Raw genomic sequence first — 19,791 nt, forward strand, 5'->3', positions numbered from 1 at the left:
CAGCTTTTCCAGCCACTGGCGCATGCAATTGCGTCCTTCGCGCTTGGCCTGGTACAGGGCCTGGTCCGCGTGGCTGTAGGCCGTTTCAAATGCCGTGCCGGCGCGGTTCCAGCTCAGGCCCACGCTGACGGTGATGGCACGCGTGATGGGCGCGGCATGGCGCTGGCGGCCGACAGTCTCGCAGATGCGCTGCGCCACTTGCGCCGCGTCGTCGCGCGAGGAGGTGGGCCAGACCACGGAAAACTCTTCGCCGCCGACCCGGCCGATGGCCGTCTCCTGTCCCAGCAATCCTTTCAGGCAGTCGACCACGGCCTGGATCACGCCATCGCCTGCAGGGTGGCCGAAATCGTCGTTGACCTGCTTGAACAGGTCGATGTCGAGCACGATCAGCGCCATGTCGCCCTGCGCCAGGCAGCGCGAGGCGTGGTCGATCACGGCGCCGCGATTCAGGGCGCCCGTCAACGGGTCGTGCGTGGCGCGGTATTCGAGCTGGCCGGCCAGGGTTTGCAATTGCCGGTTCAGCAGATGCATGTCGCGCTCGGCGCGGTCGCTGCGGCCGATCAGGCGCCGCGTCTCGCGCATCAGCCGCTCGTAGTGATTGATCAGTTCACCGAGCACGCGCCGCTGTTCCGCGCTCGACGCGCTGGCGTCGGCATGCATGCGGCGCGCGGCAGCCAGCGCCGCCGCTTCCACGGTGAACAGGTCGGGCTCCAGTCCGGACTCGGAGATGGCGGCGCGCATGTCCTAGCTGCCCTGCACGGGATGGTCGCGGAAGTCCAGCGCAGTGAAGTCCTGCTGCAGCTCCTGGCCGAATTCCAGGATGGTGTCGTCGTCCTCGTCGTGATACCAGTTCAGGCGCACCTGGTTGCCGTCCACGGCCGCCTGGTTCAGGGTGTCGAACAGGGTAAACAGCATCTTCGTGCTGGAGCTGTTGAAGTAGGCCAGCGAGACGTTGACGGTGATGGCTGCTTCGCGGCAGCCTTCCAGGTAGGCGCGCACGGCGGCGATCAGCGGGCCATAGAAGGCGGCCGCGTTTTCCGGGTACGACTCGCCCTTGATCGACAGGGTGTGCTGCTCGAAACGGAAGTCGATTTCGGGCGAACTCGGGGTCGCGGCGATGAACAGTGGTGACGGTAATTGCATATGCTTTCCTGAGTCGGCTCTTTCAAATGATGGCTTTGATGCAGAAGATGGTGTGGCCCGGTTCCTGGGGATCCTGGACGAATTCGAATTCCAACGGCTCGCTGGCGTCGCGCGCCATGGTGAGAAAGCCCAGGCCGGCGCCCTTGCTGTCGGCGGGCGCTTCCTCGCGCAGGGCCTTTTTATACGCCAGGCGGATTTCCTCCATCGTCATCGTATGCAGCGGTTCCAATCGGGCGCGGATCTGCGCCACGTTGTCCGTCGAGACGGGGTTGGCGCACAGCAGGAAAAAGCTGTCGCCGCGCGTACCGATGCAGAACGAGCCGCGCCGCATCTGCTGGTCCAGCTGCGCATCGGGCGTCAGGCTGTCGGCGGAATAATGCATGATGTTTTGCGACATCTCGATGAACGAGGAAAAGATGCGCCGCCGCGTGGGCCCGGCAGCGCCGGCCGTATCGAGGCGCGCCTTGATGGTTTCGGAAATGGCATTCACCACGTGCTGCGAGAAATAGCCCACGTAAAAAAAGATGATGTTGCGCTTGCGGGCCACATCCCAAAACTCGTTGAATTCTTCGTACAGCACGTCCGTGCTCCTGGCTAGCCGGTGACCCGGTTTCTTGTTGATAAGGTGGCTCGATGGCGCCAAAACTACAGGCGGAAACAGAAAAAGGTCAGGTCGTCGCGGCGCGGCTGCTTGCCTTGCCATGCGGCGCTGTCCTGCAGCAGCGCCGCCGCCACGTCGCCGGCGGAAGCGTCGCGCCGCGCCAGCAATTGCTCGCGCATGCGCCGCTTGCCGTAGGCGATGTCGCGCGCGCCGCCGATCTGGTCGAGCAAGCCGTCGGTGGTGAGGAACAGCAGGCTGCCGGCGGGAATGGCGAGCGTCTCGTTGTGCCAGCAGTAGCCGGCTGGCGTGTCGACATAGCCCACGCCCATGCGCGCGCCGTCGATGGCGCGCACGCTCTCTTCGCCCGGCGCGACCACATGCAGCGCCAGTTTCGCGCCCGCGAAACGCAGGCTGGCGCTGGCCGTGTCGTAGCACAGGAAGGCGCAATCCATGCCGTCGTTCGAGCCGGCGTGGCCGGTGGCTTCACCGCTGCCGGTGCCGTCCTGGCCCAGCAGGGTCTTGATGGCGCGGCTGACGGCGCCGATCAGGGCGGCCGGGTCGTGCGGCCCCAGCTCGCGCAAGGCCTGGCTCAGGGCCGACGAGGCGATCAGGGTCATGAAGGCGCCCGGCACGCCGTGGCCGGTGCAGTCGGCGATGGCGGCGAACCAGCCGCCCGCGTGGCGCTCGAAGAAGTAGAAATCGCCGCCGACGACGTCGCGCGGCTGCCATTCCAGGTGGGCGTCGGGCAGGGTGGCGCGCAATTCCGCATCGGAGGTGCGCAGCAGGGCGCGCTGGATCACGCTGGCGTAATCGATGCTGTGCATGATTTGCCGGTTCTTTTCCGCCTGCATGGTGGCCACGACGTTCATCAGCTGCAAGCCGAAGCCCACGCCGGCCAGCGCGCCATCGGCAGTGATGATGAAGCCGTCGGCCAGCGCCTTTTCGCCCGCTTCCACGGCGCGGAAGGTGAGGTCTTCGATGCTCATGGCGCCATCGACGATCAGCGGTTCCTTGTCCATGAAGGCGATGCAGCTCTTCTTGCCGTACACCTCGTGATAGAAGGGCTTGGACATCTGCGACATGAAGATGTTGCGGCTGATCAGGCCGATGGGCTTCTGCTGCTCCGTGACGGGCAGGCTCATCATGTCGCGCCGTTCCGTGAACAATTCCAGCACGGCGAAGTTGCTGGCGTCGGCCTGCACGGATTCCGTGGGAATGCACAGGTCGGACGCCACGGACGTGCGATAACGGGGAAGATGCAATCGAGAAGCGTTGAACTCCACAGCGGCTACCTTTACATGACGATCGGACCCTTGTTGTCGCGACGGCAAGGCGACTGACAAACAGGCAATATCATCATGGTAGCCTTGGAATATGACGGCTTGATTACCAGCTTGTCAAAACCGTATGCAAGATGGCTGCATGGCAAGCAACTTACAGGCGCCGGGCCAGCACCTGTGCCTGCGCCAGCCAGCGCGCGCGCTGCGGCTCGGTGGAGTGCAGGATGGGGCCGAAGCTGGCCACCCTGACGGGTTTGATGCCGCAAAATTCCAGCGTCGTCTTGCGCAGCTGGTGGATGCCGGGCATGCGGTAGACCCAGCGGAAATACCAGGGCGGCGTATCCATCGTCACCAGCAGCTGGGCCGTGCGGCCTTTCAGCAGTTGCGCCGGGAAAGCCTTGCCGGGGCGATATTTGAAAGCGTAGCCGGGCAGGAAGACGCGGTCGACAAAGCCCTTCAGCAGGGCCGGTGCGCCGCCCCACCAGATCGGGTAGGCGAACACCAGGTGTTCGGCCCAGCTGATGGCTTCCTGCGCCGCCAGCAAGTCCGCTTCCAGCGGCTGCACCTGGCGGTAGCCTTCGTGCAGGATGGGATCGAAGTCCAGTTGGCCCAGGCGCAGTTCGCGCACGATGTGGCCTGCGCTGCGGGCCGTGGCGGCATAGGCCTCGGCCAGGGCGGCGCAAAAGCTGTCGCCCGACGGGTGGCCGAGGAGTATCAAAATGCGCTTGGGTGTCGTCTTGGTCATGATGCAGGCTGTCCGTTAAAGAAGAGCTTGCATGCTAAAGCCTGCCCCTGAGGGCAGAGTCAAGCGGCCTCTTGCAGACGCTCCTGCGCCAGGCAGTCGCGGATTTCCGTGTCGATGTCGGCCAATTGCGCATCGAGCTGGCGCAGGCGGGCGATATCCTGCCGCACCTGTGCGCGCTTGGCGGCGATGTGCTGCGACAGGGCGGCCCAGTCGGTATCGTCGCCGGCCAGGATGGGCAGCAGTTCGGCCAGGCGGAAGCCCAGGGCCTGCGCCTGGCGTATCAGCCTCACTTGCGCCAGGTCTTGCTGTGTGTAGACGCGGTAGGCGCCCGAGCGGCGCACGTCGCCCAGCAAGCCCAGCGCTTCATAGTGGCGCAAGGCCTTGGGCGAGGTGCCCGCCAGGCGGGCGATTTCTCCGATGTACATGCTGGTCCTTTGTTGAGCTGAGTTGCGGCGCACGCAGTGTAGCGCAGGTGGCTTGCCAGGCGCTACGCTGCGCGCTGCCTCAGGACGCTTTGCGCGGCGGGACTTTCTTCGCCGTGCACTCGGCGCAGGTGCCGTACAGCGACAGCGCGTGCTCGTGCAGCACGAAGCCCCGCTCGGCGGCGATCTCGTTCTGGCGCAGTTCAATGCCTTCGTCGACGAATTCATCGACCTTGCCGCAGCCCGTGCAGACCAGGTGGTCGTGGTGCTGGCCTTCGTTCAGTTCGAACACGGCGTGGCCGGATTCGAAGTGCCGGCGAAACAAAATGCCCGCTTCGGCAAACTGCATCAGCACGCGGTAGATGGTGGCCAGGCCCACGTCGATTTTTTCGGCCAGCAAGAGTTTGTAGACATCGTCCGCACTCAGGTGCTTGATCGTGCCTTCTTGAAACAGCTGCAGAATCCGCAAGCGGGGGATGGTTACTTTCAAGCCCGATTCACGCAGTTCCCTCAATATATCCATGTCTCCCATTCCTTTTTGTAGTCGCTTGAGCGAGGTAGTGCATTATATCGCAAATGATAATCATTACTATTCTCATTTGTATTGTGCGGAGTGGAAATATTATGCTGGCTAGCCGACCGGCAGACCAGTGACATCGGCGCAAGCGTCGATTGCGTTGCACGCATCTTGCGTTGCAATTGCAAAACCAACGGTGATATCGCTACACTGTGCAGCAAGGAATAACAATGGGGCAGGAAGATGGACCGATTTGATGCGATGCGCATTTTTACCCGCATCGTCGAACTGCGCAGTTTCACCCAGGCGGCGCATGACCTTGGCTACCCGAAGGCGACCGTCACGCATGCGATCAAGCAGCTTGAAGCGCGGCTGCGCGTGCGCCTGCTGCAGCGGACCACGCGGCAAGTGACGCCCACGCCCGATGGCGAGGCGTACTACCAGCGCTGCGTGCGCCTGCTGGCGGACCTGGAAGAAACGGAAGCCGTGTTCAGTTCGGCGGCCCAGCAGCCGGCCGGCAAGCTGCGCATCGACCTGCACGCGACCCTGGCCATGCATTTCGTCATGCCCGTGCTGGACCAGTTCTGCGCCCGCTATCCGCTGATCGAACTGGAAATCGGCATGGGTGACCGCCTCGTCGACCTGGTGCGCGAAGGCGTCGATTGCGTGCTACGCGTGGGCGAGCTGGGCGATTCGTCCATGGTGGCGCGCCGCGTGGCGTTGCTGGAGCAGGTGACGTGCGCCAGCCCCGCCTACCTGGCCGCGCACGGCACGCCGGAGACTCTGGCGCAACTGGCGGGCCACCGCGCCGTCAATTTCTTTTCCACCCAGACGGGCAAGGTCTGGCCCTTCGATTTCAAGGTGGACGGGCAGCGGCACAGCGTGGCCTTGCCGGGCACGGTGTCCGTTAACAATGCGGATGCGTACCACGCCTGCTGCCGCGCGGGCATGGGCTTGATCCAGGCGCCCCGCTACCATCTGGAGCGGGCGCTGGCGGCCGGCGACCTGGTGGAAGTGCTGCGGGACTTGCGTCCCGACCCGCTGCCCGTGTCCGTGCTGTATCCCCACCACCGGCAATTGTCGCCCCGTGTGCGCGTGTTTGCCGACTGGGTCGCCAGCCTGTTTGACGGCGTGCATTGATACGTATGCGTGCGCTGCGCTGCCGCATTTTCTTGACCTGGGCAAAGGAAAAAATCCCTCTGATGATGCCATCTAGCACTATTTGATGTGGATCAAAGTTTTTGTTGCACTGCACTCTTAGACTTCGCAGCGTTACTTAACGACAGAGGGAAATAAAATGAAAAAGTCCGCAACTGCAGCAGCAATCGTCCTGGCCGCCATCGGCGCATTCGCCGGCAACGCAATGGCACAGGAAAGCCCATGGCTGGTCCGTGCGCGCGCCGTGCATATCGATCCGGCCAACAAATCTGCTCCCGTTGGTGGCGTCGGCGCATCCGACCTGATTCACGTCAGCAGCAAGACGATTCCTGAAATCGATATTTCCTACTTCTTCACGCCAAATATCGCTGCCGAGCTGATCCTGACGTATCCGCAAAAGCATGACGTCACCTTGTCCGGCACGAAGATCGGCAGCTTCAAGCATTTGCCGCCGACCCTGTCGCTGCAATACCACTTCATGCCTGAAAAACAGTTCAGCCCATACGTGGGTGCGGGCGTGAACTACACGAATATCTCGGACGTGAAATTGCTGAACGGCGCCGGCCGCCTGGAACATGACAGCTGGGGCTTCTCGCTGCAAGCCGGTGTCGATTACAAACTGGACAAAAACTGGTCCTTGAACTTCGACATCAAGAAAGTGCAGATCCGCAGCGACGTATTGGCCGGTGGCGCCAAGATCAGCGAAGTCAAGGTGGATCCACTCCTGATCGGCGTCGGTGTGGGTTACCGTTTCTAAGCATGGCATGACGGCGTCCACGCGGCGCGGGCAATAAAAAAACGGCCAGGTGTAAACCTGGCCGTTTTTTTGCGTGCAGCGCTTTGCTTTATTTTTTCAGCGTCTTTTCCAGCGCCAGCTGGTAGTCCGTCTTTTCGTAGCCGGCCAGGTATTTGTTGGTCGCGTCGAGGAAGGCGCGCGAGCGGTAGGCCGCTTCCAGGTCCTTGACCCATGGCTTGGCCTTGTCGGCCGTGCGGATGGCGACCAGGTTGATGTAGCTATCCGAAATCTTTTCCACGGCGAGGGCCGACGTCAGCTTCATGCCGGCGGCCAGGGCGAAGTTACCGTTGACAAAAGCGTAGTCGGCATCGGCCAGCGAACGTGGCAGCTGCGCCGCTTCCAGCGGCACCAGTTTCAGCTTCTTCGGGTTTTCCAGCACGTCGCGCTCGGAAGCGCGCAGCGGATCGACGTTCGGTTTGAGCTTGATCCAGCCCATCTTGGCCAGCATCACCAGCGCGCGCGCCTGGTTGGTCGGATCGTTCGGCATGGTGATGGTGGCGCCGTTCTTCACGTCGGCCAAGGACTTTTGCTTGCCGCCGTACAGGCCGATCGGCATGGTCGGCACGGTGATCAATGAGCTCAGTGGCAGCTTGTTATCGGTGGCGAACTTGGTCAGATAGACGATGTGCTGGAACACGTTGGCGTCCAGCGAACCTTCGGCCAGCGCGTAGTTCGGCTGCACGTAGTCGTTGAATTCCACGATCTTGACCTTGTAGCCCTGTTTTTCCAGGATAGGCTTGATGCCCAGCTTCAGCTGGTCCGAATACGGGCCGGAGCTGGTGCCGATGACGAGTTCTTTCGGGTCCTTGGCGTGGGCGGCGGTGGCGAAGGCCAGGCTGGCGGCGGCCAGGAGCAGGTTGCGGCGAATGTGGTTCATGCTTTTCCTTGTACTGAAATACTGAATATGAATTAACGTTTGTCGAGGCGCTTGGCGATGCGCGTGCCGGCGAACTGGATGGTTTGCACCAGCACGATCAGGATGGCCACGGTGGCGATCATGATGTCCGTCTCGAAGCGGTAGTAGCCGTAGCGGATGGCCAGGTCGCCGATACCGCCGCCGCCCACCACGCCGGCCACGGCCGAATACGACAGGAAGCTGATCGACAGCACGGTCAGGGCCAGCACCAGGCCGGAGCGCGCCTCCACCAGCAGCACGCGGAAGATGATCTGCATTTCCGATGCGCCCATGGCATGCGCCGCCTCGATCACGCCGCGCGGTACTTCGCGCAGGTTCTGTTCCACCAGGCGCGCCAGGTAGGGAATGGCGGCAAACGACAGCGGCACGCTGGCCGCCAGCGGACCGATCGAGGTGCCGGCGATGACGCGTGTAAACGGCGTCAGGGCGACCAGCAGGATGATGAACGGGAAGCTGCGCACGGTATTCACCAGCCAGCCCAGGATCGTCGACAGCGGACGGTTTTCCAGCGACTGGCCTTCCGAGACGAGGAACAGCAGGATGCCCAGCGGGCCGCCGATCAGGATGGCGGCGGTCAGGCCGATGCCCAGCATGGTCATGGTCTGGCCCAGCGCCACCCAGATTTCCGGCAGCAGGTTGATGACGTTATTGATCGATTCTTCAAACATGTGTTGCATCCTTCCATGCGGTGGCTTCAAACGCCTCGGTGCCGTAATAAGCCAGCTCGCGTCCCAGCGCCGTCTTGCGCGGGGTGGCCGTGTCGCTCAAATCGAACTGTTCGGCGATGGCGCCGTTTTCCACGACAGCCACGCGGTTGCAGATGGCGCCCAGCACCGACAGCTCATGGCTGACGATGACGATCGTCACTCCCAGGCGCGCATTGATGTCGCGCAGGGTGTCGAGCAGGGCGCGCGTGGTTTCCGCGTCCAGCGCGGACGTCGGCTCGTCGCACAGCAGCACGTCGGGATGGCTGGCCAGGGCGCGGGCAATGGCCACGCGCTGTTTCTGCCCGCCGGACAATTGTGCCGGATAGCTGTGCAGCTTGTCGGACAGGCCCACCAGCGCCAGACATTCCTCGACGCGGGCGGCGATCTGCTCGCCCTTGGCCGTGCCATGGATTTTCAGCGGGAAGGCGACGTTGTCGAACACGCTGGCGTTTTGCAGCAGGTTGAATTGCTGGAAAATCATGCCGATGTTCTGGCGCGCGTCGCGCAATTCGCTCTTGCCCAGGCGTGTCAATTCGCGCCCGGCCACGGTAATGGTGCCGCTGTCGGGGCGCTCGAGCAGGTTAATCAGGCGCAGCAAGGTCGATTTGCCGGCGCCGCTCTTGCCGATCAGGCCGAAAATATCACCGGGATAGACTTCCAGCGTGACCGATTTGACCGCGTGGAATTGTTCGCCTTTGGGCAGCGCGAAGGTCTTGTTTGCGCCATCGATGCGAATCACCGGCGTACGGTGTGGTGTGGTCATGCAGTGTTTCCTTTTTTATTGGACCGTGACAGGCTTGCTTGCAGGGGCCAAATCGCCCAGCCTGCCACGTCGGTTGCGTAGTATACCTCCGATCGTGTTATTACTCCTACGACAGAATCTTGCTTTGAATATGCAAATAATGTCTATATGGGTGTTTGGCGAGAGTAAAAGCGGTTTTTGTGCGATCAGCCAATGGAAAATTCGACGGGAATCGATAATTCCAGCGGGTCCGGCCGTTCCTTGGGAATGCGCGGCAGTGGCGCGGCCCGTTGCAAAGTATCGAGCGCGGCCTGATCCAGCGCCGCGGAACCGGAACTGCGCTCGATGGCGGCGGCCAGCACCTGGCCATCGCGGTCGATGCGGCAGCGCAGGTACACCACGCCCTGTTCCTGCTTGGCGCGCGATGCCGTCGGGTAGCGGCGGAAGCGCTCCATGCGCGCCAAAACCTTGCCTTCCCAGCTCGATACGCCGCTGCGCAGCTCCTGCGGCGCGGGCGGCAGGGCGGGCGAAGGCGGCGCCGCCGCGATGGACGGCGCCGCCGCCGGTGCCGGTGTCACGGGGGCATGCCGCACCTCGGCGACGGCCGCGATGCTCTCGGCTTGCGGCGGCATGGGTGCGGCATCCGGCTGCGGCAGTACCAATTGTTGGATTGCCGGCGCTGCCTTTTTGGCAATGGCGGCGGATGGCGCGGCGGCGGCGCTGACCCGTTCAGCAAGATTCTGCTCCAAAGGGCGGGGCGGGGCGGCGGCCGGCAGGAACAGCAGCATGGCCGGTTGCGCGGCGTCGGGCACGATGGCCAGCACGGGCGCAGCCGGCGCGCGGTGGTACAGCGCCCATCCCAGCAGGGCGCCATGCATGGCGAAGACGGCGGCTATCGTCAGCGGACGGCGCCAGTCGGTCGGCGGCGTCTTGTCGGCGGCCGCCGTCGGCGCCGGCCCTTCCGGGCGGCGCAGCAGATAGATGAGGACGGCGATTTCCACCGCGCCCACCATGGCGATCACCCACCAGGGCGGATGGCCGAGGCACATGGCGACAAAGCCGATGGCCATGCCCAGGCAGGCCATGGCCTTGCCGCGCCGCGACACGGCGCGGTGTTCGCGCCACTGCCGCAGGGGCGCGCCGAAGCGGGGGTGATGCAGCAGCCAGTGCTCCAGGCGCGGCGAGGCACGGCTGAAGCAGGCCAGCGCCAGGATCAGGAAGATCGTTGTCGGCATGACGGGCAGCATGGCGCCGATCACGCCCAGCGCCACCATCAGCATGCCGGCGGCCGTCCACGCCCAGCGGCGCAGGCGTGCCGTGTGCGCTTCCGCGCCGGCCTGGATGACTGGCTCTTCCATCAGGCGCAGGCCTCCACGTGGCCGTGCATGCGCAGGAAAGCGGCGCGCGCGCCGTCGATCATGCGCGCTTCACCCGCCTCATCGAGGATGGCCGTATCGAGCACGGAGGTAAACTCGCGCCAGTGCCGCGCGCGTCCGTCAGGGTGGCCGGCCAGGTGGCGCGCGCCGTGATGCTCGTCCAGGCCGATCTTGCCGGCCAGTTTATACAGGATGGCCGCGCCCAGCTTCGAGCCTTCGCTCACATACAGCCAGCCCAGCGCCGTGGCCAGGTCCAGCTGCGCGTCGAACGGCGGCGTGGCCGCATCGGACGGCAGCGCGGTGTCCAGGTCGCGCAGGTCGGCGGCGATGCTGGCGTAGCGGCGGCGCTGTTCCAGGTCCGGCAGCAGGGCCGCCAGCTGCGCGTTGTCGTACAGCGCGTCGACGTCGCGCAGGAACGCGTACTGCGCCTGCAAAAAGCGCGCATAGTTCTCGCGGCTGGAAAACGGTGCGCTGGCCATGATGCGCTGGTCCAGCAATTCGTGGGTGGCCATGGTGTCGGCTTTCAGGCGCTGGCTGCGGGTTGGGGCCGCGTTAATCGGAATGGCGTTCAAGGTGCTGCTGGTGTCGCTTGCTGCATGCATGGAATATCTGCTCTCTATTATAAGGATGAATCAAATCAGAAACGAAGGCCAAGCGTGACGCGCGCCGTGCGGCCCGGTCCCGGCATCAGGCTCAGGGTCAGCGGATCGAGGTAGTAGCGGTCCGTCAGGTTGTCCACCGCCACGTCCAGGGTGGCGTTGGGCGTGATCTTGTAGCTGGCAAACAGGTCAGCCAGGGTGTAGGCCTGCGTCAGCACTTGCGGCGAGGTGCCTGTCCACGACTGCCAGACGGCCTTGTCGTCCTGGCGCGCGAGCGGATGGCCCACGTGCGTGAGGCGCGTGCCCACCGTGAGCTTTTCCTGCAGCCAGCGCGTACCCAGGGTCAGGTTGGCGCTCAGCTTGGGCTGGATATGGTTGCTGACATACGAGCTGGAAAAACCGATGGGCGAGCAGTCTGGCGTGTTCCAGATATCCGATTGCCACTTGCTGGCCTTGCGCAAATACGCTGCCGTGGCCGCGTCGCAGATCAGGGTCTTGCGGTTCCAGGTGCCGGAAAAATCGGCAAACACGCTACCCCGGTCATATGACGATTGCAGTTCGATCCCCGAGACGCTGTATTTGTCCGTGTTCGCCATCGAGAAGTTCTGCGCATAGGCCGGCAGGTCCGGGATCGGGCGGCGCGTGATGTAGCCGTGCGTGACGTTGTCGAAGTAGGACACGCGCAGGCGCAGCTTGTCGGCGGCGCTCCATACGCCGTCCTTGACCAGGCTGACGCCGATTTCGCGGTTATGGCTGCGCTCCGGCTTGAGCGGCGACGAATACGTGGCGGAAAAGCCCATCGTCGATTCGTACAGGCTGGGCATGCGCAGGCCGCGCGCGTCGCGCAGGAACAGGCTGACGCTGTCGGACAGGCGCGCCGTCAGGGCGAAGGTGGGCGAGAAACCGTGGTCCTTGCGGCGGATCGGCGTGCTGTACTTGAACAGGCCGGGGATGGCGTCGCGGAAGACATAATCGTTGCCGCTCCACTGGTCCACCTGCGAGATGTCCAGCGGCGCCGGTTCCTCGCCATAGCGTTCCACCATGCCGCCCACGAGCGCGGGATTGGTGGCCGCCGTGAACTGGCCCTGCGCATCCTGGTACCATTTCGCGGCGCCGAGCTGATCGCCGTCCTTGTCCCACATGGTGACCCATTGCCAGCCCTGCGGCTGGTACTGCTGTTCCGCGCGGCGGTTGCGGTCGCGGGAATCGAAGCGCTGGAAGCGTCCGCCCGCGTCAACGGTCAGCCAGTCGCGTGCCTGCCACTGCAGCGACGCGAATACGCTTTGCTCGTGGCGCTTGCCGTTGCGCAGGGTGTGATTGGCGTTCAAGTCTTCATCGAGGATGCGCACGCTGTCGGCCGGACCGATATCCTCGTTCTGCAGGGACAAGCCGTAATCGAGCTTGAGCGCGCCCATGCCGGTGGTGAAGCGCGAGGTGTTCGTCAGGTCGGCGCCAACGCGGCGCGCCTGGTTCTTCGCCAGGTACAGCACCTCCACGCACTCCTTGCATTCATGGTCGCCCGGATTGGCCTTGCCTTCCAGCGGATTGCTGAAGATGTCGCCGTTGCGCGACTTGCTCTGCATGTCCGTCAGCCACAGGTTGGCCTTCAGGTCGATGAGGTTCTGGCCTTCCGGCTTCCACTCGTAGCGCGCCGTCAGCGCGTTGGTGCGCACCTGGCTGGGGTCCCACTGGGGGATGCTGCCGGTGCTGTTGCGGTAGATTTGCGAGGGCATGATTTCGCCATAGCTGCTGTCGAAATAGCGGTAGCCCAGTTCCAGCTTCTGCTCGCGCGGCAGGCGCAGGTTGGCCTTCAGCAGGGCCGAGGTGGTGCGGTTGGCCGTGTTCAGCACCTCATCGCCGCGCTTGAAGAACTGCGTCACGCCATTGTCGTCGCCCCATTCGTTGAGCAGCTGATAGCGTTCGAAACCGCGGGTGCCGGAAAAATAATTGCCGATGCTGCGGTGGCTGATGGCCGCCACCAGGTCGTAGTCGTCCTGGCGCGTCGCCACGGCGATGCTGCCAAAGCCGCTGCGCGGGTCGGCCAGCTTGTTGCGGTGCGTGCGCGGCGCGCTGCCGAAATCGCCGGGTGCCGTGACGCTGTTGTCCTGGATGCCGCCGCGCAGGCGTACGCCCGTGCGCTGGCCTGGCAGCAGAATGTCTTCCGGGCGCAGGGTCTGCATGCTGACCATGCCGCCGATAGCGCCGGCGCCCTGCGCCGACAGGTTCGGCCCCTTGTCGATGCGGATGGCGCTGATCAGGTCCGGGTCGATGTAGCTGCGGTCGGCGATGCCCGCGTAGCCGCGGTAGACGGTCGACGATTGCAGGCTGCCGTCGATCAGCACGGGCACGCGGCCCTGGCCCTGCATGCCGCGCACGTTGACGTCGACGGCGCCGCTGTTGCGGCTGTCGCCCACCTGCACGCCGGCCACGCCCTTGAAGATATCGGCCGGCGAGGTGCCGCGGAAGCGCTCGATCTGTTCGCGTCCGATGTACACGGAGGCGGCCGGCGTCAGGTAGGGCAGGTCGGCCGGATCCGTGTCGTCCGCCTCGAACGTGCCGCTGCCGCGCTGGCCATTCACGCGCAGGGTGCCGATCTGCACCGCGCCGGCGGCGACAGGCGCGGGTGCGCTGATGATGATGGTCGTGCCGCCCTGCAGCTGTGCTTGCAGGCCGCTGCCGGCCAGCAGCTGGCGCAGCGCCTCGGGCAGCGAATGCCGGCCTTGCAGCGGGGCGCTGTGCCGGCCTTCGGTCAGGCGCGCATCGGCCAGCAGCACCATGCCTGCCTGGCGCGCCAGTTCGTTCAGCGCGCGGTTCAACGGTTGCGCGGGGATCTGCCATTCCACCTGCGCCACCGGCGCGGTGGCGGCATGCGTGGCGGGTGTGGCGAAGGCCAGGCCGATGGCCAGGAACAGGGGAGACAGGCGGGCGTGCAAGGGATGGCGCGGTGGAGTCATGTGCATGTTTTTCCTATGGTGATGTGGTGATCATTCATAGTTAAAACGAATGAGTATCATTTACCCTGACGTGCGGATTGATTTTATTTCGCTGCATGTTCCGGCAATCAGCGGGCGACGATATGCAGCTTGCCGTCCTGGCGCAGCAGGCGCACGGGTAGCGCCAACGGCAGGGCGGCGGCAAATTGCGCCGGCAGCTTCGCGTCGAAGCTGCCGTTCAGGCGCAGGCCGGCCAGGGCCGGATCGCCGAGCACGAGGTTTGTGTCGCCATAGCGCTCGAATTCGGCCAGCGCTTCGGCCAGGGTGGCGTCCTCGAAATCGAGGCGCCCGGCACGCCAGTTGCCCACCGCTTGCGCGCTGACCCGGGCCAGCGTTTTCAAGCCCTGCGGCGTGACGGTGACAGCGTCGCCCGCCTGCAGCACTTCAGCGCGCGCGTCGCCTTCCCCTTCCACGCGCACCGTGCCTTGCGCCACGCTGACTTGCGTGGCGGCCCCTACATGGCGCACGGAAAAATGCGTGCCCAGCACCGTGGCCGTGGCCGGCCCCGCCAGCACCTGGAATGGACGCGCCGGGTCGGCCTGCACATGGAACATGGCCTGGCCGCGCAGCAGGCGCACGGTGCGCCTGTCGCGGTACAGGGCCACGTCGATGGCGCTGCCGCTATCGAGTTCGATGCGGCTGCCGTCGGGCAGGACTTGCGTGGCGAACTGGCCGCGCGCCGTGCTGTAATCGTGCTGGAAGCCGGGCTGCTGCAGATGGCTGGCCAGCGGCCAGGCCAGCAGGCCGCACAGCAGCAGGCAGCCGCCGGCCAGCGCGCCGCGCGGCAGCCGGCTCGCCGCCAGCGGTAAATGCGCCAATCGCTGTAGCAGCGAAACAGGTGCTGCGGCGGATGAGGGCAGGGCGGGCTGGCTGAAGGCGGCCACGCGCTGGGCGGGCAGGCTGGCCAGCAGCGCGTCGGTGCGCGCCAGCGCATCCCAGGCATGCTGGTGGCGCGCGTCCGCTTCCAGCCATTGCCGCAGCGCCGCCAGTTCAGGCGCGGCCAGGCCGGCGTCGTGGCGCAGCAGCCACTGCGCGGCCTGGAAATCGATGTCGTCTGCCGGAGTCGGGTTGGGTGTCATGCGCGGTCTTTTCCAGTATCGCGTTCGGGCATGCCTTTTTTACAGGCGAGCATGCCATTGATGATATGTTTTTCCACCATGTTGACGGAGATGTCCATCTGGGCGGCGATCTCGATCTGGCTCATACCTTCGAATTTGTACAGCGCGAAAGCCTGTCGGCAGCGCGGCGGCAAGGCTTCGATGATGGCCAGCAGACGTTCCATGGTTTGCCGGTCGTGCAGCCGTTGTTCGGGTTCGTCGGCGCGTGGCGCGCGCAGCTGGAAATGCGGTGTGTCGATGTCGTCGTGGGGGCGGCGCTGGCGCAAGCGCTGTTCGTCGATGGCGATGTTCTTTGCCGTCACGTACAGCAGTGCGCGCTGGCCGCTATCGGGTGCCATGCCCCCTTGCAGGGGAGCTGCGCCGCCGAGCGGCTTGCGCGCCAGGATGCGGGCGTAGGCTTCCTGCACCACGTCCTGCGCCTTGTCGCGGCAGCCGGTGGAGCGCGAAATCAAGCGCAGCAATTCCTGGTAATAGCGTTCAAGCACCGCGCGTTTCCTCGTTATCAAAGCCGGCAATGATAGCAAGCCCATCAAATAATAACAAGAATCATTCTCATCTGTATTGCTGGATAACGCTGGATATTTTTGGTAATGCAGACAATAATCGGCAACAGAAGGCGCTGTGGCGGACCTTATTGGCGGGTATTATCGATTTTATCGATGCTAACTAGGTATATTTTCCGTTTTACATCGATCTTCATGCCATGCATAATCTGTTGCAACTGAAGCCAGACAATCAGCCGCATGTGCCATTCGCCTGCAGCTGCTTGCGGTTTTGATATCCTCCACTTTCTATCAGGAACCTACAATGAAAAAACTGCTCGCTTTTATCGCCGCCGCCGGCTTCTCGCTGTCCGCGTTTGCCGCTCCTGAAGTCTATGTCATCGATGGCAGCCACACCTTCCCCCGTTTCGAGTACACCCACATGGGTTTCTCGACGCAGCAAAGCCGTTTCAATAACACCACCGGCAAGGTCACCCTGGACCGCGCCGCCAAGACGGGCGCCGTCGAAGTGCTGATCGACACCAAGTCCGTCGATACGGGTTCGACCCTGTTCAACTCGCACATCCAGGGCGAAGATTTCCTCGACACGGCCAAGTTCCCGGTCGCCACCTACAAATCGACCAAGTTCAATTTTGACGGCGACAAGCTGGCGTCCGTCGACGGCAACCTGACCCTGAAAGGCGTGACCAAGCCAGTTACCCTGACCGTCACCTCGTTCACCTGCGCACCGCACCCGATGCTGAAAAAAGACGCTTGCGGCGCCAACGCCACGGCCAAGATCAAGCGCTCGGAATTCAACGCCGGCAAATATGCGCCAGCTGTCAGCGATGATGTGACCCTGACGTTTGCCATCGAAGCCATCAAGCAGTAATTGTTGGCTGCATGATGCAAGATGGCGGCGGACTTCGGTCCGTCGCCATTTTTTTGTCATTGGTAGGTCGGATTGCTGGTTAGGATCACGCCAGGTGATGCACCTCCTGCTGCCCATACACGGGGGTAGTTAATCCCTCCATGCGCGCCTTCAGCTGCAGCGACAGGTATTGCGAGTAGTGGCGCGACTGGTGCAGGTTACCGCCGTGGAACCACAGGGCTTGCTGCTGCGTGGGTTTCCACATATTGCGCTGCTCGCCTTCCCACGGCCCCGGGTCCTTCGTCGTGGCGGAACCGAGGCCCCACACCTTGCCCACTTTATTCGCCACCTCGGGCGAGATCAGGTCGGCCGCCCAGCCATTCATGGAACCGTAGCCGGTGGCGTACACCACCAGGTCGGCCGGCAGTTCCGTGCCGTCGGACAGCACGATGGAGTGGCTTTTCAATTCCTGCACGCCGACGCCGCTTTTCAGCTTGATCTTGCCCTCGGCGACCAGCTCGGAGGCGCCCACGTCGATGTAGTAGCCGGAGCCGCGGCGCAGGTATTTCATGAACAGGCCGGAATCGTCGTCGCCGAAATCGAGCATGAAGCCCCGTTCTTCCAGGCGCGCATAAAAGTCCGCGTCGCGCTCGCGGATGGCCTTGAAGACGGGCTTCTGGAAGTCGGCCAGTATCTTGTACGGGATCGAGGCGAACGTCAGGTCGGCCTTGGCCGTCGTCATGCCGGCGGCCAGCGCCCGTTCCGAGTACAGGTCGCCCAGCGCCAGGTCCATCAAGGAATCGGACTTGACGATGTGCGTCGACGAGCGCTGCACCATGGTCACGTCCACGCCCGCCTCCCACAGGGCGGCGCAGATATCGTGCGCGGAATTGTTCGCGCCGATGACCACCACCTTCTTGCCGGCATACGCATCCGGCCCCGGATGCTGCGACGAGTGCTGCTGCTCGCCCTGAAATATGTCCATGCCCTTGAACTTCGGCATGTTCGCCTTGCCCGACATGCCGGTGGCCAGCACCAGCTGTTTTGGCTTGAGGGTGACGGGCTGGCCGTCGCGCAGGACCTGCACCGTCCACTCGCCGCTGGCCTCGTCGAAGCTGGCCGATTCGCATGAAGTCGAACCCCAGTAATTGAGCTCCATTACCTTGGTGTACATCTCGAGCCAGTCGCCGACCTTGTCCTTGGGCGTGAAGACGGGCCAGTTGTCGGGGAAGGGGATATACGGCATGTGGTCGTACCAGACGGGGTCGTGCAGGCACAGCGATTTGTAGCGCTTGCGCCAGCTGTCGCCGGGACGCGCATTTTTCTCGATGATGATGGTGGGGACATTCAGCTGGCGCAGCCGCGCGCCGAGCGCGATGCCCCCCTGGCCGCCGCCGATGATGACGCAGTAGGGCTGGCGCGCGTAGCCCAGTTCCGCCGCTTCCTGCTCGCGGTGCTCCAGCCAGCTGCTGCGGTTCGTGCGCGCGCCGTGTTCCGCGCCCATGGGCCGCCGGCCGCCCTTGGCTTCCTCAAAACCCTTCAATTCGCTCATGGTGGTAAGCAGGGTCCAGATCTTGCCGTCGCGGATGCGGATGAAGCCCACGCCGCGCGCCACGTTCGTTTCCACCGTGATCCAGCTTTGCAGCACGCCACCGGCTTCCACCGCATGTTCGCCATCGGCGATGCGGATGGAAACGGGCTGCACGGCGCCCAGCTGGGCGGCCAGCATGGCGGCGATCTGCTCGCGGCCCTCCAGGGTTTTCAGGTTCCAGGTAAACAGCACCAGGTCGCGCCAGTAGCCGTCCTGTTCGAACAGTTGCGCGGCGCCCGTGCTGTCGCTGGCGCGCAGAGCGCCTTCGAGCTGCTCCAGGATGCCGGCCACAGCCAGGTCGTGCGGGTTGATTTCGGTTTGCATCGTGTCTCCTCCAAGTCTGCTGACTTTATGATGGGATGCGGCTGTCTTGCCGCTGACGATGTTGTAACACTGGCGTTCCGGCGCCGCATCCCGCAGCGCAGCATGGCTGAAGTTGAGACGGAAATCTCAGCTTTTCAATCGGTTACTGGCGGTGCGGCGGCACGATTTTCAAGTGCTTGAGGCGGCGGTACAGGGTGGCGCGCGAGATGCCCAGCATGGCGGCAGCCTGCAGCGGACGCCATTTGGCGGCGTTCATGGCGTGGGCGATGCGCGTGCGCTCGGCCAGCTCCGGCGGCGTGCAGGCCAGCACGCCCTCCGTCACAGGGGCCGTGTTCTTGTCGCGTGTTCGCGCGCTGGCCTGGCGCAGCGGCGCGCGCACGCGGGCGTGCAGCCAGGTGCTGCCGCCGGCCAGGCGCAGGGACAGCAGATTGTGTCCCGCGCGCGCATCGAACAGCCGCTCGGCGCGCACTTCGAGCACCTCGCCGACGGGACGCGGCAGGACGTCCAGGCCCCCGATGACATCGCGCGCGCAGCGGTTGGCGGCGACGATGTCGCCATGCTCGTCGATGGCGAGCAGCATCTCCGGCTGCACTTCCACGAAGTGGCGGTTGCGGTGGGCCAGCAGGATGCAGCAATGGCCGTAGGACTTCAGGAAAAATCCGTCCTCGATCAGCGTCGCGCCTTGCCGCACCAGTTGTTTCACCAGGCGCTGGCTGTCGCGCGCGTCGGGCGAACTCAGGGCCGACGCATCGAGCACGCCGATCAAGTCGCCGTGCGGCGAAAAAATCGGCGCGGCGCTGCAGGTCAGGCCCGTGAACGCGGCGCGGAAATGGTCGGTCTTGTGCACGGTGATGGCTTCGTGGTCGAGCAGCACGGAGGCGATGCCGCACGTGCCTTCCTCTTCTTCCGACCAGCACGAACCGGGATACAGGCCCGCCTTCTTGAAATCCTTGCGCTGGTCCGTGTCGACCGCGTAGTCGATGGTCACGCCGCGCGCATTGGCGAGGATGACGCAGTAGCCCGCTTCGCGCACCATGGCGTGCAGGCGCGGCAGGCACTGGCCCGTGGAGCGCAGAAAATTTTCCTCGGACTGCTGGATGGCGCGCAGTTCGGCGCTTGTCAGGATGCGCGGCCCTGTCGTCGAGGCGGGGTCGAGCCGGTAGTCGTCCAGCGAGCGCCGGTACGACGAGGCCAGCCTGGCCGTATCGGCTCCCGGATTGACGATACGGCCGGCGATCAGGTCGCGCACGCGGTCGATATGGCTGGTCTGGCGGACGTAGGGCATGGCGCTCTCCAGTGTCTCGGTATCTGGTGTTGTGATGGTCTTTCCGTTTGTAGCACGAAGCGCCGGCACATGCATGCCGCATTGCAGCATGGGACTGCCGCGAGACGTTTGTCTCACCTCGGCCG

At 64.1% G+C, this 19,791-nt stretch carries 19 protein-coding genes and 2 pseudogenes; 3 read left to right on the top strand and 18 right to left on the bottom strand.

From position 1 onward, the window contains the following. Nucleotides 1–18 precede the first annotated feature (18 nt). From JAB1_RS28790 to fur, 7 genes and pseudogenes are all read right to left on the bottom strand, one after another. Nucleotides 19–741 (bottom strand): annotated as a pseudogene (locus JAB1_RS28790) (GGDEF domain-containing protein); the annotation flags it as partial. Between the two features lie 3 nt (nucleotides 742–744). Further along, nucleotides 745–1,143: a DUF1987 domain-containing protein gene (locus JAB1_RS13260; RefSeq protein WP_034779193.1), complete on the bottom strand. Its 399-nt coding sequence runs from the start codon at nucleotides 1,141–1,143 to the stop codon at nucleotides 745–747. Nucleotides 1,144–1,165: 22 nt separating this feature from the next. After that, on the bottom strand, nucleotides 1,166–1,723 hold the full coding sequence (locus JAB1_RS13265; RefSeq protein ID WP_034756676.1) for a SiaB family protein kinase: 558 nt from the start codon (nucleotides 1,721–1,723) through the stop codon (nucleotides 1,166–1,168). 65 nt (nucleotides 1,724–1,788) lie between these two features. After that, nucleotides 1,789–3,006, bottom strand: coding sequence for a SpoIIE family protein phosphatase (locus JAB1_RS13270; protein ID WP_070280231.1), 1,218 nt, complete (start codon nucleotides 3,004–3,006; stop codon nucleotides 1,789–1,791). 172 nt (nucleotides 3,007–3,178) lie between these two features. Then, nucleotides 3,179–3,769: an NAD(P)H-dependent oxidoreductase gene (locus JAB1_RS13275; RefSeq protein WP_070280232.1), complete on the bottom strand. Its 591-nt coding sequence runs from the start codon at nucleotides 3,767–3,769 to the stop codon at nucleotides 3,179–3,181. 59 nt (nucleotides 3,770–3,828) lie between these two features. After that, nucleotides 3,829–4,194 carry a MerR family transcriptional regulator gene (locus JAB1_RS13280; RefSeq protein WP_070280233.1) on the bottom strand — a complete coding sequence of 122 codons (366 nt, stop codon included), beginning with the start codon at nucleotides 4,192–4,194 and terminating at the stop codon, nucleotides 3,829–3,831. A 79-nt stretch (nucleotides 4,195–4,273) separates the two neighbouring features. After that, nucleotides 4,274–4,714: a ferric iron uptake transcriptional regulator gene (gene fur / locus JAB1_RS13285; RefSeq protein ID WP_034756687.1), complete on the bottom strand. Its 441-nt coding sequence runs from the start codon at nucleotides 4,712–4,714 to the stop codon at nucleotides 4,274–4,276. 237 nt (nucleotides 4,715–4,951) lie between these two features. Here fur and JAB1_RS13290 point away from each other — a divergent pair, with 237 nt between their 5' ends. Next, nucleotides 4,952–5,848, top strand: a complete 897-nt coding sequence (locus JAB1_RS13290) for a LysR family transcriptional regulator (RefSeq protein WP_070280234.1) — start codon at nucleotides 4,952–4,954, stop codon at nucleotides 5,846–5,848. Between the two features lie 157 nt (nucleotides 5,849–6,005). Next, nucleotides 6,006–6,623, top strand: coding sequence for an OmpW family outer membrane protein (locus JAB1_RS13295; RefSeq protein ID WP_034779183.1), 618 nt, complete (start codon nucleotides 6,006–6,008; stop codon nucleotides 6,621–6,623). An 88-nt stretch (nucleotides 6,624–6,711) separates the two neighbouring features. On the opposite strand, the gene JAB1_RS13300 is transcribed toward JAB1_RS13295, so the two are convergent. From JAB1_RS13300 to JAB1_RS13335, 9 genes and pseudogenes are all read right to left on the bottom strand, one after another. Continuing rightward, a complete protein-coding gene (locus tag JAB1_RS13300; protein WP_034779181.1) occupies nucleotides 6,712–7,539 on the bottom strand; it encodes a MetQ/NlpA family ABC transporter substrate-binding protein in 828 nt (275 codons plus the stop codon). Between the two features lie 32 nt (nucleotides 7,540–7,571). Next, nucleotides 7,572–8,246: a methionine ABC transporter permease gene (locus JAB1_RS13305; RefSeq protein WP_034779179.1), complete on the bottom strand. Its 675-nt coding sequence runs from the start codon at nucleotides 8,244–8,246 to the stop codon at nucleotides 7,572–7,574. After that, nucleotides 8,239–9,048, bottom strand: a complete 810-nt coding sequence (locus JAB1_RS13310; protein WP_034779177.1) for a methionine ABC transporter ATP-binding protein — start codon at nucleotides 9,046–9,048, stop codon at nucleotides 8,239–8,241. Before JAB1_RS13310 ends, JAB1_RS13305 begins: the two co-directional genes overlap by 8 nt. A gap of 185 nt (nucleotides 9,049–9,233) precedes the next feature. Next, nucleotides 9,234–9,905, bottom strand: coding sequence for an energy transducer TonB (locus tag JAB1_RS30640; RefSeq protein WP_343215991.1), 672 nt, complete (start codon nucleotides 9,903–9,905; stop codon nucleotides 9,234–9,236). Nucleotides 9,906–9,974: 69 nt separating this feature from the next. Further along, nucleotides 9,975–10,385 (bottom strand): annotated as a pseudogene (locus JAB1_RS30540) (YbaN family protein); the annotation flags it as partial. Beyond that, a complete protein-coding gene (locus JAB1_RS13320) occupies nucleotides 10,385–11,005 on the bottom strand; it encodes a biliverdin-producing heme oxygenase (RefSeq protein WP_092605932.1) in 621 nt (206 codons plus the stop codon). The gene JAB1_RS13320 and the pseudogene JAB1_RS30540, both read right to left, overlap by 1 nt. Nucleotides 11,006–11,040: 35 nt before the next feature. After that, the gene (locus JAB1_RS13325) at nucleotides 11,041–13,962 is read right to left on the bottom strand and encodes a TonB-dependent receptor (protein ID WP_083299713.1); all 2,922 of its coding nucleotides are present in this window, start codon (nucleotides 13,960–13,962) and stop codon (nucleotides 11,041–11,043) included. A gap of 101 nt (nucleotides 13,963–14,063) precedes the next feature. Then, nucleotides 14,064–15,074, bottom strand: coding sequence for a FecR domain-containing protein (locus tag JAB1_RS13330; protein ID WP_070280235.1), 1,011 nt, complete (start codon nucleotides 15,072–15,074; stop codon nucleotides 14,064–14,066). Continuing rightward, nucleotides 15,071–15,598 carry a sigma-70 family RNA polymerase sigma factor gene (locus JAB1_RS13335; protein WP_081345513.1) on the bottom strand — a complete coding sequence of 176 codons (528 nt, stop codon included), beginning with the start codon at nucleotides 15,596–15,598 and terminating at the stop codon, nucleotides 15,071–15,073. Before JAB1_RS13335 ends, JAB1_RS13330 begins: the two co-directional genes overlap by 4 nt. A 322-nt stretch (nucleotides 15,599–15,920) precedes the next feature. Here JAB1_RS13335 and JAB1_RS13340 point away from each other — a divergent pair, with 322 nt between their 5' ends. Further along, nucleotides 15,921–16,487, top strand: a complete 567-nt coding sequence (locus JAB1_RS13340; RefSeq protein ID WP_034779171.1) for a YceI family protein — start codon at nucleotides 15,921–15,923, stop codon at nucleotides 16,485–16,487. An 85-nt stretch (nucleotides 16,488–16,572) separates the two neighbouring features. Here JAB1_RS13340 and JAB1_RS13345 read toward each other — a convergent pair whose 3' ends face one another. Next, a complete protein-coding gene (locus tag JAB1_RS13345; RefSeq protein ID WP_070280236.1) occupies nucleotides 16,573–18,381 on the bottom strand; it encodes an NAD(P)/FAD-dependent oxidoreductase in 1,809 nt (602 codons plus the stop codon). A 142-nt stretch (nucleotides 18,382–18,523) separates the two neighbouring features. Then, complete coding sequence (locus tag JAB1_RS13350; protein ID WP_070280237.1) at nucleotides 18,524–19,666, bottom strand: helix-turn-helix domain-containing protein; 1,143 nt, start codon at nucleotides 19,664–19,666, stop codon at nucleotides 18,524–18,526. Nucleotides 19,667–19,791 lie beyond the last annotated feature (125 nt).

The organism is Janthinobacterium sp. MP5059B, assembly GCF_001758645.1.
In the GTDB taxonomy this organism is placed as follows: domain Bacteria; phylum Pseudomonadota; class Gammaproteobacteria; order Burkholderiales; family Burkholderiaceae_D; genus Janthinobacterium; species Janthinobacterium lividum.